Source organism: Rubidibacter lacunae KORDI 51-2 (assembly GCF_000473895.1).
GTDB classification, from domain to species: Bacteria; Cyanobacteriota; Cyanobacteriia; order Cyanobacteriales; family Rubidibacteraceae; genus Rubidibacter; species Rubidibacter lacunae.
In genome coordinates this window covers 1-14,167 of record NZ_ASSJ01000074.1, presented here as the reverse complement: position 1 = coordinate 14,167, position 14,167 = coordinate 1, and the positions used below count along the sequence as shown (strand labels likewise).

The 14,167-nt window shown below is 57.5% G+C and carries 14 protein-coding genes and 1 tRNA gene; 9 read left to right on the top strand and 6 right to left on the bottom strand.

Features of this window, described 5'->3' with window-relative positions; all coding sequences use genetic code 11:
• Positions 1-18: 18 nt before the first annotated feature.
• From KR51_RS12810 to KR51_RS12785, 6 genes are all read left to right on the top strand, one after another.
• Positions 19-513 (top strand): thioredoxin domain-containing protein, encoded by a 495-nt coding sequence (locus KR51_RS12810; RefSeq protein WP_051358203.1) that lies wholly within the window; start codon positions 19-21, stop codon positions 511-513.
• A 474-nt stretch (positions 514-987) separates the two neighbouring features.
• Complete coding sequence (locus tag KR51_RS20295) at positions 988-1,155, top strand: hypothetical protein (protein ID WP_022608380.1); 168 nt, start codon at positions 988-990, stop codon at positions 1,153-1,155.
• 56 nt (positions 1,156-1,211) lie between these two features.
• Positions 1,212-1,691, top strand: coding sequence for an SRPBCC domain-containing protein (locus KR51_RS12800; protein WP_022608379.1), 480 nt, complete (start codon positions 1,212-1,214; stop codon positions 1,689-1,691).
• A 393-nt stretch (positions 1,692-2,084) separates the two neighbouring features.
• The gene (locus tag KR51_RS12795; RefSeq protein WP_232214611.1) at positions 2,085-2,276 is read left to right on the top strand and encodes an NAD(P)H dehydrogenase subunit NdhS; all 192 of its coding nucleotides are present in this window, start codon (positions 2,085-2,087) and stop codon (positions 2,274-2,276) included.
• Positions 2,277-2,395: 119 nt separating this feature from the next.
• The gene (locus tag KR51_RS12790; RefSeq protein ID WP_022608377.1) at positions 2,396-3,046 is read left to right on the top strand and encodes an HAS-barrel domain-containing protein; all 651 of its coding nucleotides are present in this window, start codon (positions 2,396-2,398) and stop codon (positions 3,044-3,046) included.
• Positions 3,047-3,251: 205 nt separating this feature from the next.
• Positions 3,252-4,829 carry a glycosyltransferase family 39 protein gene (locus KR51_RS12785; RefSeq protein WP_022608376.1) on the top strand — a complete coding sequence of 526 codons (1,578 nt, stop codon included), beginning with the start codon at positions 3,252-3,254 and terminating at the stop codon, positions 4,827-4,829.
• A gap of 302 nt (positions 4,830-5,131) precedes the next feature.
• Here the strand turns inward: KR51_RS12785 and KR51_RS12780 are convergent, their stop codons facing one another.
• The 4 genes from KR51_RS12780 to KR51_RS12765 all read right to left on the bottom strand — a co-directional run bounded on the left by KR51_RS12780 (position 5,132) and on the right by KR51_RS12765 (position 9,030).
• The gene (locus tag KR51_RS12780) at positions 5,132-5,602 is read right to left on the bottom strand and encodes a globin family protein (RefSeq protein ID WP_022608375.1); all 471 of its coding nucleotides are present in this window, start codon (positions 5,600-5,602) and stop codon (positions 5,132-5,134) included.
• A 147-nt stretch (positions 5,603-5,749) separates the two neighbouring features.
• Entirely contained in the window at positions 5,750-6,709 is a 960-nt protein-coding gene (locus KR51_RS12775) for an FkbM family methyltransferase (protein ID WP_022608374.1), read from the bottom strand.
• Positions 6,710-6,732: 23 nt separating this feature from the next.
• Positions 6,733-7,962 (bottom strand): glycosyltransferase, encoded by a 1,230-nt coding sequence (locus tag KR51_RS12770; protein ID WP_022608373.1) that lies wholly within the window; start codon positions 7,960-7,962, stop codon positions 6,733-6,735.
• Between the two features lie 87 nt (positions 7,963-8,049).
• Positions 8,050-9,030, bottom strand: coding sequence for a glycosyltransferase (locus tag KR51_RS12765; RefSeq protein WP_022608372.1), 981 nt, complete (start codon positions 9,028-9,030; stop codon positions 8,050-8,052).
• Between the two features lie 734 nt (positions 9,031-9,764).
• On the opposite strand from KR51_RS12765, the gene KR51_RS12760 reads away from it, so the two are divergent.
• Complete coding sequence (locus tag KR51_RS12760; RefSeq protein ID WP_022608371.1) at positions 9,765-11,492, top strand: succinate dehydrogenase/fumarate reductase flavoprotein subunit; 1,728 nt, start codon at positions 9,765-9,767, stop codon at positions 11,490-11,492.
• A 20-nt stretch (positions 11,493-11,512) separates the two neighbouring features.
• Here KR51_RS12760 and KR51_RS19810 read toward each other — a convergent pair whose 3' ends face one another.
• A complete protein-coding gene (locus KR51_RS19810) occupies positions 11,513-11,686 on the bottom strand; it encodes a hypothetical protein (RefSeq protein ID WP_022608370.1) in 174 nt (57 codons plus the stop codon).
• Between the two features lie 285 nt (positions 11,687-11,971).
• Here KR51_RS19810 and KR51_RS12755 point away from each other — a divergent pair, with 285 nt between their 5' ends.
• Positions 11,972-13,120, top strand: coding sequence for an acyl-CoA dehydrogenase family protein (locus KR51_RS12755; protein ID WP_022608369.1), 1,149 nt, complete (start codon positions 11,972-11,974; stop codon positions 13,118-13,120).
• Positions 13,121-13,212: 92 nt separating this feature from the next.
• A tRNA-Met gene (locus tag KR51_RS12750) sits at positions 13,213-13,286 on the top strand.
• A gap of 604 nt (positions 13,287-13,890) precedes the next feature.
• On the opposite strand, the gene KR51_RS12745 is transcribed toward KR51_RS12750, so the two are convergent.
• Positions 13,891-14,167, bottom strand: a 277-nt coding sequence (locus KR51_RS12745; protein WP_022608368.1) for an ATP-binding protein, incomplete at its 5' end; no start/stop codon positions are given.

Here is a 14,167-nt window from a genome sequence, read left to right as displayed (position 1 = left end):
AAACTTTCGGACACGATTATGGCTATCAACATAGACCTGCTCAAACGCAGTTTCGAGAAAATCCACCCGCAGGCGATCGCGCTGGCCGTCATCGGGTTGTTTGCGATCGCGACGCTATTGCTCGCGCAACCGCAACTAGCGGCGACGAGTCCGTCCTTGGCAAGCGGACTGGTGGCGCTCAAAACCCTCGCCCGCGATGCAACTCCCTACCCCGACGCCATGGCAAATCCGCAGCCGACGCTGATCGAGTTTTATGCCAATTGGTGTACGACCTGTCAGGCACTCGCTCCGGACATGATGGCGTTACGCGATCGCTTTGCCACGCAAGTGAACTTCGTGATGCTGGATATTGACGACCCGCAGTGGAGTTCCCAAATCCGCGAGTTTGGGGTCAATGGCGTGCCGCAGTTGACGCTGTTGAATGGCGATCGCGTTGCAGTCGATACGCTGGTGGGTAAAGTGCCGCAGTCGATCCTGGCTCGGCGGTTGAGCGAGTTAGTCGAAGCGGGTTAGGGTGCGAGGGATCGGGAACGCTCGACTGCAGCTCTTTGCAACGAGGACGGGCGCTCAGCGCGATCGCCTCGTGGAATTCGGGCAAGCTGGTACGAGCGATCGCTCTTCCGAAACTACAACGCGCGTTACCGCGAGCGAGGCTCGTGAGTCGGTCGCCTCTGTTTTTTCCAGACCGATTGGGAACAAGTGAATGTAATGAGTGACGAAGAGATTCGGGCGGCTGCTTTTTAAGGATCCCGACGCACCCCACCTAACTGAAGGGAAAAGGGATGTGTGGTGTCGGTCGAGCGCGAAGACGAAGCTGCTTACCCGTTCCATACTGGGAGGCGTCATAAGTGCAGGATCTCATCAAGCAAGTGCAGGAATTGCAGATTAGGTTGCAGATATGACAGTAACCCCACCGCTTTACCCAGAGGCGATCGCTTTCCTTCCGACCGCTCCTCTACACTGAGAGCAACGCGATCGAACTGGCTCATGGTCGGTCAACTAAAGCCTAGCGATGTCGCCTTCCCAGAAAGCGACCTCAAACTAATGCCTTACAATACCGAGCAGTTCGACTGGAATGTCCTCTTGCAACCCAACCTAGCCTGTTTCTTCACCCAATGGGTGGAGGACCTGCGTTCATTATTCGTAAAGAACTAGGCGCGATGGGATCGGGTGCTAAAGGACATGAAATAAGACACCAAAACAGGAGAGACATGAAAGCCCTCACCCTCAAAACCCCCACCGACACCTCCATACACATTTTTCGCGAGATCGACGCTCCGCTCGAGCTCGTCTGGCGCGCCTACACCGAGCCCGAGCTTGTGAAGCAGTGGATGACCGGCCCGCCCGATCACTCCATGCCGACCTGCGAGATCGACTTCCGCGTGGGCGGCCAGGGGCACTACGTCTGGAAAAATCCCGAATTCGAGATGGGCATGACAGCCGAGTTCCTCGAAATCGTAGATCGCGAGAGGATCGTGCATACCGAGAACTACGAAGGCTGGCCCGAGGGCCAAAGTACATTAACTGCTAGCTTCCGCGCGATCGGCGATCGGACCGAGATCGACATCCACATCCAGTACAAGACTCAGGAAGCGCGCGATGCAGCCCTGCAGCCCGGCTTCGAGGAAGGCTACGAGGCCTCCTACAAGACCCTTGAAGTGATGCTGCAGAGGATGGGCATCAGCGCTTAGCCCCAGAACTGCCGAGGGGCTCGATCGCGGCCGCCTTGCAAGCCATCCGTCCAAATCGATCGCCACACCTCCTTAGCAGCCGCCTAACATAGCACCCGCGATCGCGATGCCACCAAAAAATCCTGCAGCCTTGGTTCACCGACAACCGACAAATTGCCCGCGTCGCTTGCGAACCGCGCCCCGAACTCCTCGAAGCCCTCGGTATTCCCCTCCCCGGCAAGGGTCCGCTAGCAGCGTCGGTTGTTGCCGATAGTGGCGATCGCGCGACTTGCCAGGAAGATCCCAGCGATCGCGGACCGCCAAGCGGTACGATCCCCAATAGGCCGCTGGCAGCTCCCCTGGCAGTTTGCCTATCTGCCCCGTCCATTACCTATCTCGCGACAACTCATGAGCTTGATCTTGCCGGGCGCGAAAGTGCGCGTTACCAATCCCGAGGATACCTACTACCGCTTTGAAGGACTGGTCCAGCGGGTTGCCGACGGCAACGCTGCCGTTCTGTTCGAAAACGGCAACTGGGACAAGCTCGTCACCTTCCAGCTGGGAGAACTTGAAGAAGTCAGCCTAAAGCGACCGGCCAAGAAATAAGCCGCGCGATCGCCCACTTCCAGAAACTCCGATAGACCGACCGCCGGGGAACCGCTTGCGCGCTCCGGTCTGTCCTGCTTTTCAGGTGCGATCGCGCCTTGCCCGCTCCGAGACGTGCCATGCGCTTGCCCCTGCCTCAATTTGCCAGCGACGCGCGCGACCCCGATTGCTTTGCGGAAGTCATCGAAACCGCAACGACGGAATTTCTCGCCCAATGTCTGGAGCCGGAAGAACTGGACTTCCCGGCCATGCCGCCCTTTGCCAGTTGGGTTAAGGCGCTCGATGAAGAATCGGGCAATTGGGTCTACGGGATCGTGACCTATGTCACCACCAGTCCGATCGATTCAGTCCATCGGGCGCGAGCCTTGGGATTGTCGCTGAGCGAACTGCGCGATCAGCAGCCGCAGATCTTCGCCATGCTCAAAACCGAATTCCGCGCCGCGATCGTCGGCTTCCTTACCCCCGGCGATCGCGGAACTGCCGGAGAGATTTTTCAATATCTGCCGCCGCGACCGCCGCAGATTCACCAAGGCGTCTGGCACTGTCAGCCCGAAGAAGTCGTCTCCTTCAGCGATCGCCTCGATTTCCTGCGCGGGCTGCTCGACGCCCAGGGCGTTCCCTCCGAAGCATTGCTGGCCGCCGTCGTGCGCGGCATCTACCGCCTGCGCCAAGCCGATCGACCGTGGTTGGTGCGCGCCGGTCGCGAGATCGGGATGCTGCTCAAGGATGACTACGATCGTTTGCGCTACATCCTCAGTCAAATACGGTAGTGCTGAGAGGTGCGATCGCTTACCGACACCCTCTCCCCGACCCTGGATCGGAAGAGGGCAGGGGAGGGGTCAGCAACAACACGCAGCGATCGCCGGACGGTCCAGCCGCGATCGCTTCGGGCGCTAAAGTAAGCGAACCCAGACGAAATCGGGCAGATGGTCCAACGATCCAGGAAAATCCATTGCTCGGAGCTGCTACGCTTCCATGAAACTATCCGCACCGCCGACGCGCTCGACCTGGTTGCGCTGGCTCGCGATCTCGTTGCTAACTGCGAGCATCGTCCTGCGCTGCACCAATCTAGGCGGCAAAGTTCTCTGGCACGACGAGGTCTACTCGGCCTCGCGAACGGCCGGCTATATCGGAGTCAATGTCGAGTCCGAGCTGTTCCAAAATCGCCTCGTGACCGCAGCAGACCTCCTGACATACCAACAGCTCAGCCCCGATCGCGGGTGGGGCAACACCTGGGAGGCATTGCAAACCCACCCCGAACATCCGCCGTTGTATTACCTGCTGCTGCGGCTCTGGCGCGAGTGGTTCGGTAGCTCCGTCGCCACCCTGCGATCGCTCTCAGTGGCGTTCTCGCTGCTCGTATTCCCGGCCCTGTATTGGTTGTGCGTGGAACTGTTCTCGCCGGCAGTCGGAGTCGCTGCCGTGGCGCTGATGGCCGTCTCGCCCGTAAATCTTCTCTACGCTCAAGAGGCACGGGAATACAGCCTGTGGACCTTCTCGACGCTGGTGGCAACGGCATTGCTAGTGCGGGCGCGGCGATCGCAGTCGCTCCGCACTTGGGGCGCGTACGCGCTGGCGCTAGCTGCGAACTTCTACATCACATTACTGTCCCTACCGATCGCGGTTGCCCACGGGTTGAGCGTGCTAGCACTAGAAAAATTCCGCTGGACGCCGACCGTAAAAGCGTTCGGAATCGCCCTGCTGGCAGCAGTAGTCAGCTTCGGACCCTGGCTGTGGGTAGCGATCGTGGGGTGGGACGCCCTGCAAGAGAAAACCGGCTGGACCACCATGCCCGTCCCCGCGCGCGTCTTGGTTAGTCTCTGGGGATTGCACCTCAGCAGCGCCTTCATCGACCTAGGCTTTCAGTTAAACGATCCGTACACCGCCATCATCCCCCCACTCTGCCTAATCGGCTGTGGGTTCGCAGCCGTTTACTTGTGGCGCAAGGGTCCGACCGACGCGAAGTGGGTGCTGTTATCGATTGCAGCCGTCCCGACGCTCGCACTCGTCCTGCCCGACGTTCTCCTAGGCGGTCGTCGCTCGACGATGACGCGCTACTTCCTCCACTCCTTAACCGCCATCCAAATTGCCTGCGCTTATTTCCTCGTCAGCAACCTCGGACGGTCTGGAAAGAAACGGTTACTGTGGCGATCTGCAGCGATCGGTATCCTGGCGGCCGGGTTGCTTTCGTGTGGACTCATCGCGCGCGCTCCAACGTGGTGGAACAAGGTCGTCGGCTACCACAACGCCACGATCGCCGAGGCGATCGCCCAAAGCGATCGCCCGCTGGTCATCAGCTTCAGGAGTTCAACTGCGCTTGGCAACATCGGGTCGCTCGCCCACCTCGTTCCGCCAACAACTAAATTTTTGCTCTTACCCACATCGCCGCCGCCGCAGTTAACCCTGCCACCTTCATTCGAATCCGTGTTTGTTTGCGACATCTCGGCCGATTACGAGCGCGTGTTTTCCGAACAGTTCGGGGCGACACTCGTGCCGCTTCGCGATCGCAAGGGCGCTCCATTGCGCGTCCAGCGTGTCATTTGGGATTCCTAATTCAAGCAGTTTTCAGCCTCGCTGGTAGCTCTGAGCCTGCTGAGCCCGACTGCGAACGCGAGCTTCCCAGGCTGTGAGATTACGGCATTCGCTGCCGTTGAGACCCAGAACCTCCAAGCCAGGGTGGCGAAGGGGCGCTGGTCTGGGTACTAGCAGTGCTGTTGAAACCAGGCGGAGAGTTGGCGGTAAGGAAGGAGGGTGGCGGGAATATGCTCTCAGCGATCGGCGACTCAGTTCACAATGCCGCTTCAGTATGCCGTTAATGACAGCACTGCAGGGCTTTCAGGTGTCCTGTCAGTCAGTCAAGGAGCAGACTCAAGCTGCACCTCGGCTTGCGAATAGTCAGCACCATCTAGCATCACCTCGGTGATAACACCATAAGCCTCGGCCCAAGCCTTCTCGGTCTCAGGGGTCCACCCCTCACCGAGATATTGCGCGAACGTTTTCAACAGCGTATTGCCGACAAGGGGATAGTGCTCGGGGAGCGTACCGTACTCAACGTGGCGGGCGCCCAGCCCCTTCAGGGCTTCGGTCAGGGCATCCGGCTTCTTGAGATTCTCGACGACGAATACCAGGGATGCCAAGAGCTTCTTACTCTGAGCCTTGAGATCCGCGTTCGCAAACAGCGGTTTGGCATCGGGGTAGTCGGCAAAAAGGTTTTCGTAGAAACTGCTGGCAAACTCCTCAGCACGCGGCTTGACTTTCTCAAAACTCGTTTCCAAGAGCTGCACCTGCAGCCCGGCTTCTTGGGAATTTTCAGCTTCAGCACTCATCGTCAATATGGGTCTACAAAATAGTGCAGGGCTTCGAATAGGTGAGGTACACTCCAAGCCACTTCAATAAAAATCCAAGCCACACCAAAAACGGCTCGGACTTTCCTAGTGTGCCTCATTTCACCGAGCTGGGCGATATCATCACATCTACTTTACAAAGGGTTGTAGCCGGCGAGAGGCGATGCCATCCGGATGCAACCAAACCACCTCCCGCGTCATCCGTTCGCTTGCACGGTGAAGATACAGCTGATGCTGCCACGCACGACTGCGAACTTCAATGTTATGACCGATATATCCCAAGTCCTGCATAATCTCGCACAACTCTGTGATGCTCGAGCCGGCATTTTCTAGATGCTTGGCAATGACCTCGGTAATCACGACCGGGCGGCAGCGATCGATTGTTTTGCGCAACCCGCGTATGACTGCCGAATCAAACCCTTCCGTGTCGATTTTGATTGCAGCCACATTATCCCAGTCGTCGGGAATCAAATCGTCGCCACACACCACCGGAACGCGATATCGATTTACAGACAGCGAGTCATCAGGATCTGGCAACTCAGCAAACGTTCCCAAATTACTATGTTCGACTGTGCCGGCTTTTGTCGTTTCAGCCAGCACGTTTAACGTCAACTCGGCAGGCGTATCGGCTAGACCGCAATGATGAAGTCTTACCTGTGTCAGTGAATTCGTTTCCACAAGCTGTTGTAGTTCTGCGAACAAGCCCGGATTCGGCTCGACCGCCAGAACGCTTCCAGACGTCCCAACTCGCGCTGCCGCAATCAGCGTCAACATCCCTTTGTGCGCGCCGACATCAACAAACTTATCTCCGGGTGCGAGCACTGCGCGCACCACGAGCTGTGGGGGCAAATCGTAATAACGTCCGATAAAGTAAATGAGGCGATCGGACCAGTTAGCCAGATCGAGCGACATGCCATATCCGTGCCACTTGCCTTCGACAATGCGCGTTGCGGCCTCGTGCCAAAGCGGATCGAACTCAGCTCCTGAAACCTTAAATAACTTCAGTAACCTCCCCCAACCAGGCAATTCGCGGCGGGCATAGGGCAAAACAAGAAAAGCAAGTTTAGGGTGGATCTCGAATACGCCCATGGCACGCTGCAGCTGGATTAGGTTTAGATTAGTTTATTTGATGTCGAGCTGCCAGGAAGGTTGTCACCGATCGCTGCTAGGCTGCGATCGCGCAACCATTGGCGATCGCGCGGCAGGTCAGAGAGCCCTGCATTCAACAGTTCTGCCCACTTCACCGGAACTTGCAACTGGTCCCATGTAGCCTGAGACGCGAGCGAGAGGCGCGTGTAAAGCTCTGGCGACGATTTCAGTGTTTGCAGACATCCAGCCAAGCCTTCCGAACTGCCAGACGAGAAAATCAGGGCACTCACGCGATCGGTTAACTTGCGCGCGAACATCGGATGATCTGAGGCAACGATTGGCGTTCTGGAGCACAGCGCCTCATAGATTGTCATGGGGAATCCCTCGGGATATTCATGCCTGCTGGGAATAATGATGGTATCTGCGGCTCGCATAGCAGGAACGATCTCCCGATTGGGTCGCAGCCCCAGAAATTCAACACAGTCTTCGATTTGCAAGTCGCGGGCGAGTTTTGTATAAGCTTCTATGTCACCCGTACCAATAGCTCTGAGTAGAACGCGATCGCCTTGAGATTTTAGGATTGCTACAGCCCTTAATGCGTCGCCGAAACCTTTCGACTCCACCATTGTTCCCACATACAAAACCTCCCAAACCGACTTCGATGTCGGGAAGACTTTTGCCGAAAATAGTCCTGGAGTCTTCTCGTGAGGCCAATCCCAAGGAACGATCTTTTCGGGTTTTACGCTGATCCCAGCCAGCGACTCCGATGCATTGGTCCCGTGGTTGCCAACCCAAGCCACTGTCTCGTCGTTCAATAAGCTTGCAAGCCGTTGGTTGCGAATTTTGCTTTTCAATCCCTCGGATGAGAAAGAATCGGCAAGGACGGCAATGGTGCTAATCTTCTTCCGAGTAGCGAGTTGCAAGATCGCTCGGATCGGCGTTCTGATAACTAGATGAGTCGGCTCGTACTGTTTGACGATCTTCACTAGCGATCGCCCGGATGTCGCGAGCTGGGGGCCGGCACCAATTGCCCGCACCCCATTTTCGAGCAGCTCGTTATAGGGCTCGCTACAAACGCAGCACAACGTTGCCACCTCATCAAATCGTTCTCCCAATTTGGCAACGGCATCGACAGAGTACCTTTGTGCGTAGTAAGTTTCTTCTCCTCCAGCGGCAAAGCGCTTGAAAGCCTCGCGGTAGTCGCCCCCGTATTGAACCACTAGCAAGCGTGAAGAGTCTCGTGTAGATTCCATGTCACCCCTTCAGCCATTACTGTCCCAAGTTCGCAGGGTCAACGAGTCCGGTAACTCCCAAGCAACGACTGGGCGATGTTACTTGAATCATGGCTCATCAAAAATGCGTTTCCCAACCCTGATGTTGCGAAGAAATAAGTGTCGTTCGCGACGGTGTGCGATCGCGCGAAACCCAAACTGGATGGGGCGCAATGCTTTCTTCAGTCGCGACTCTTGTTGCCAGCGCTCGTAGCCCGCTGCAATCGCCCCTGCCAGCAAATCGCGCCAGCGTCGAGACAGTATGTCGGGAGTAAACTCTCGGGCGCGAAGCCGTCCGTTCTCGACCATGGCTCGGAACAAGTCGGGTCGATCGCGCAAGCGGCAGACTGCCGATATGACATCAGCAGGCGAGCGAACCTCAATGTAGTCTAACGGCGATTTACGCAGTCCTTGAAAAGCCGGCTCCGGTCCCAATATTGCCGGACAGCCTGCAAACCAAGCATTAACTAACTTACTCGGCGGCTTAATTGCCAGGTCGTATTCCGTACAATTGCGAATAGCTAGAATGGCATCGACATTGGTGTATTCCGCCCAATCGCGGCGATGTGCCCGCTCTTCCTCCGGGCTCATCTTGAGCGTTACTCCGAGTTCGGCAAGTTGCTGCAGAAACTCAGGTCGCTTGAATGGTGCAGCCAGATTCCTGTCTCGACCTTTGAAGCCCAATATCTCCATACGGGGACCGCGCCCTACATCTCGAGCTTTCAAATTCGGCTGAGCCCACAACGGCATCAAGTGGTCGGTCCAATCCACTAAATTCAGAGCGTTTTGCACGATACGCTGTTCGCAAATCTCCGGGCGTCCGCGATCGTGTCGAACAACTACGACATAACTATTAAATGGAGCATCGCGAATCGCCAGATGTTCGTATGAGGTCACGCAGATTCGACCGGGGAGGTAGCGTGAAGTTAAGTGCACGTTCAACCCGCGCCGTCGCAAGTGAATGTATGCCTGCACGCACCAAGCGTCATTCACGTTATGAAAGCGCTCGTAAACCTCTTCAACTGGCGGCGGTTCTACCCCAGGCATCATGAGATCGCTCCAAACCTTTTTGGCTTTGGAAACAAAATAAACCGGGTAAGGGAGGGGAGGTAAGCAGAGCATGAGGCTTAAGCCTTAGAGCCAATATCTCAAGCGCGTTCTGGCTTGCGCTTAGCTTATCTTACTGACTCTAACCCCCAGGCTTCCCCGGGTTCGACAGACATCAGAAGTGGGGCGGTGATGGTTTTTTAAAGACAGCGATCGCGCCAAGCGATCGCGTTAGGAGCTCCGGGCGCGATCGCTCTGGGCAACAACTCCCAGTCAATCTGCCATACAAGGGGCACCAAGTTTTACAGGACCGTTCGAACGCGGCCTCTGTGTTCTTGACTGAAGCTCCTCGGCACGGGTGGTATCACGGGCAGCTGCGTCAGCACTCCGGTCCAACCAACCGGCCGCAACTTAACTTGTTTTTGGACAGTGCTCCTCAGTCCAACCCGACCATCATCCAGTGACTTTTGCGCCAAGCAAGGGGTCGATGCTCGAGCTACCGATCCAGTTTCTGAAGTTCTGGGACGTACCTGCGCCAGCCCGATTCATCCCTTTATTCAGCAACGCCGACTCAGGGATCTTCCCTCACTTCAGAATCTGTGGGTTTAGCTCTAATGCATGCGATCGCCACTGCCGCTCGTATTAGCTAACAATAAGAGCAAGTCGAACTGTCCCGGGTCGGCATTCGGTCCGCCACCCTTTCGGCTTGCCGATCTGTTGCGAACGGAAGGTATTGCATGCGCGCTTACGATGTCGTCATCGTCGGCGGCGGTCTGGCTGGCTGCCGTGCGGCTCTGGAAATCGCCCGCACTAACGAGAAATTAAGCGTGGCGGCGATCGCCAAAACCCACCCCATTCGCTCGCACTCGGTTGCCGCTCAGGGCGGGATCGCCGCCGTACTGCAAAACGTCGACCCGGACGACTCTTGGGAAGCCCACGCGTTCGACACCGTCAAAGGCTCGGATTACCTTGCCGATCAGGACGCCGTTGAAATCCTCACGCGCAGCGCACCCGACGTCGTAATCGACTTAGAACACATGGGCGTGTTGTTCTCGCGCCTGCCCGACGGGCGCGTTGCCCAACGGGCCTTTGGCGGCCATTCCCATCGCCGCACGTGCTATGCCGCAGACAAAACCGGGCATGCCATCCTGCACGAACTGGTCAACAATATCCGTCGCGTCGGCGTTGAAATCTACGACGAGTGGTACGCGATGCAGCTCGTCTTTGAAGAAGGCGAAGCCAAAGGCATCGTAATGTATAGCTTGCTCGACGGCAGCATTGAGGTGATGCCGGCCAAAGCCCTGCTGTTGGCAACGGGTGGCTACGGGCGGGTCTTCAATACGACGTCAAACGACTTTGCCTCCACGGGCGACGGATTGGCAATGGCTGCCCTTGCCGGGATTCCACTTGAAGATATGGAGTTCGTGCAGTTCCATCCAACCGGACTGTATCCGGCGGGCGTGCTGATTTCCGAAGCCGTCCGCGGCGAGGGTGCTTATCTGATTAATGCCGCCGGCGATCGCTTCATGGCTAGCTATGCACCGCAGCAAATGGAGTTAGCGCCGCGCGACATCACGTCGCGAGCCATTACGCGGGAGATTCGTGCCGGTCGCGGTGTCCATCCCGACGGCTCGGCAGGCGGTCCGTGCGTGTTCTTGGACCTGCGCCACATGGGTCGGGAGAAGATTATGAGCCGGGTTCCGTTTTGTTGGGAGGAAGCGCATCGTCTGGCAGGTGTGGATGCGGTCGAGCAGCCCATTCCCGTGCGCCCGACCGCTCACTACTCGATGGGCGGGATTCCGGTGAACGTAGACGGGCGCGTTCGCTGCGGTCCGGATGGACTGACTGCTGGATTATTTGCTGCAGGCGAATCAGCATGCGTATCGGTGCACGGTGCCAATCGCCTCGGGAGCAACTCGCTGCTAGAGTGTGCGGTTTTCGGACGGCGCGTGGGAGCCGAGATCGCCCACTATGTTGGCACGCGCAAGCTCCCGGAGTTCGATGAAGCGCGGTATCGCGATCGCGCCCGCGACACCGTACGGGAGTTATTGAATCGGTCGGGCAGTACGCGCATCAACGCCCTGCGGACGGCCGTTCAGGATTGTACGAGCGAATACTGTGGCGTCTTCCGTACTGCGGAGGTGATGCAGACGGGATTGGAGCGCTTGCAAGCGCTCGAGCAACAGTACGACGATGTTTTCTTAGACGACAAAGGCGACTGTTGGAATACGGAGCTGATCGAAGCGCTGGAATTACGCAACCTGATCGTGGTTGGGAAAACTATCTTGGCCTCGGCGATCGCGCGGCGCGAAAGTCGCGGGGCACACGCGCGCGAGGATTGCCCCAAGCGCGACGATGCCAATTTTCTGCAGCACACGCTGGCGTATTACTCCCCGGCGGGCATCGAGATCGGCTACATGCCCGTTACGATCAAGCGCTTCCCACCCAAGGAGCGCAAATACTGACACTCGGCAACGGCTAGCGGCTATTCGCCGAAAGCCCAAGCGGCGAAAGCGAGCACCACCACGAGCGTAACTGCCCCCAGCAGAGAAATGACCACGTTCAGGATCTGCATCGGCAGATCGACCAGGAGCCCCGTAATCGTCCAGCTGCTGAAGAAAAAGACCGAAATTAACAGGATACAAACCGCGATCGGCACAACCCTTGCTCCAGACTCGCCGTCTATTTTTGGATCCTACACACCAATCCGGCAGGAAGTCTATTGCACGCATTTGTGCACGCATTTGCAACCATGCAACTTCCGCCCGCTCGCCCGCTCGCCCGCCCGGTGGCGAAGCGCCGTCGCATTTGATACGTCTGCACCAGCTCAGCGCGGCATTCTGGTAAGTACATCCAGTACAGAGGCAAATGCACTGCTCCCTCCGTGGGTTATGTCGATATGTCTTAACATTTCACAATGTTCCAGTCGCAGCATCGACCGCCTATGCCTGTTTCCCCCACCGATATACTTCTGCTCCGTGCCGAAACCTACTTACGCGAGATCGTTGCACCGCAAGCCGGGCAACTGGATACCGACTCCGAAGCTTTGCACGGAGCGCTCCGTGGGCTCGGCGAGCTTGGCGGTCTGGGTCTGAAAGTACCCAAAACCTGGGGAGGAGCGGAGCTGGGCGATCGCGAGTTTCGCCAGTTTTTAGAGCTGGTGCCGCGCTATTCGGGAGCCCTGTCGTTTCTGCAGAACCAGCACCAGAGTGCCTCAGCCCTGCTGGCAAGTAGCCATAATACCGAGCTGAAGCGCGCATACCTCGCACGAGCGGTTACGGGGGAGGCGCTTATCGGGGTTGGATTTTCGCACCTCCGACGAGAAGGCGGCTCGCCGCTGAAGGCCCGAGAAGTAGCTGGCAGTTACTGCCTAGATGGCACCGCACCCTGGATCACTGGGGCAGGATTCTTCCAAACCTTCATTATCGGTGCCGAGTTGTCGGACGGGAGCGCGGTGTACGGAATGGCTCCGCTGCGATCGCACCAGCAGTCTGGTGGGGGCGAGCTACGCCTATCCGAGCCGATGGAGTTAGCTGCGATGGGTTCGACGCGGACGGTGAGTGCCGAGCTGAGTGCCTGGCGGCTCGACGCGAGTCAGGTGGTCGGGCTTGACGAACCGGGAGCCATCCACAGCCGCGATCGCCGTAACGTTCTGAACCATGGGTTCTACGCGTTGGGCTGCGCGCGAGCAGGTCTGGACGTACTGGACCGCGTGGCACTTCAGAAACCGTCCGTTGCAATTCGGCAAACCTGGGAGCAATTGAATCGGGCGTTGGACGCCCTCCGGGACAATTTCTATACGGCAATGCAGCCAGCAGAAGCGGAGTTTGCCAAGCGGCTGCAGTTGCGCGGTCAGGCAATTTACCTAGCGGGAACCTGCGCGCGGGCAGCAGTTATTGCGTCCGGAGGTTCTGCAAATTCATGTCAGCATCCCGCCCAGCGGGTGTATCGTGAAGCACTGGTCTATAGTATCTCCGGTCAAACGACGGCCGTTCGGGATACCAGTCTGGAGCTGCTGGTTCGCAATACGGTCGATCGGGCTAACCAAACAAGTGCATCTATAGCTCTTGAGAGCGAGCCATACCATCCATAGTTGCGTTCTCCCATGCCAGCAACTAGGGCGATCTCGATTTCTATTTGTCAGACGTGCTATTCTAGCAAAGGTGCCAAAATAAGTGGTTGTGCGGCTCAGTAGCTCAGTTGGTTAGAGCAGGGGACTCATAAGCCTCGTGTCGGGTGTTCAAATCACCCCTGAGCCATCCTCAAGATTACGCCGGAATCTCCCGACACAAAGGGGTTCCGGCGTTTTGGCGTTTGGGGCTCGTTGGTGCCGCTGGTGCCATTTGGGGCTGGATGGGGTGGGAAATTTAGTCATCGTTTTAGTCACTCCCACAAGTGCGAGAGCGATACTCGACATAGTTTCAGACAAGCGATTCTCGGACGCTTGTGGGCTGACCTGACTTTTCCCGCTAAGTCCTCTGGCAACCGTACGGCAGGGGTTTCGGGGCTTGCCACAATTCTCAGTAAGCCGAGGCTGTTGAGAGCACGTTACGAGGCAACAGGGCTTCCGCGCGATCGAAAGTGGTGTTGGTTTTACTCGCCAGAAGATAACGGGAAAAGTCAGGTGGGCTGACCCATTCGGATTCAGTCTCTTCCTGTCAGATGTCAAGGGCTTAGACGGGAAAAACGACAGAGATTGGCGAGGTGACTGTCGTTTTGTGGTTACCGGATCGTAACGACAACCCCGGATCGGCAGCGGTGTTCGTTGAGTCATCTACCCAGCCTGGTGGCTGCGGCCAGCCCGAGGTCAGGTGGCGAGAGACCAGTGCTCACCCAATGCAGAGCACACCAGCGCGCGACCCGTCACGACGACGAGTTTCTCCGCGCCGCCGCCTGCTTGCGAAAGCTCTCCGCGTTAATCTCGACAATGATTGCGTGGTGGATCGATCGGTCCACGGCCGCCACCGTCATCATCGAATCCGCAAAGATCTCGTCCCACCGACTGAAGGGTTGATTGGCGGTCAGTACCAAACCCCGGCGCTCGTAACGGTGGGCAATCAGCTCAAACAGCACGGAGGTCTCGGCCTCCGACTTCCGGACGTAGCCCAAGTCGTCGAGCACCAATAAATCAAAGCGGTCC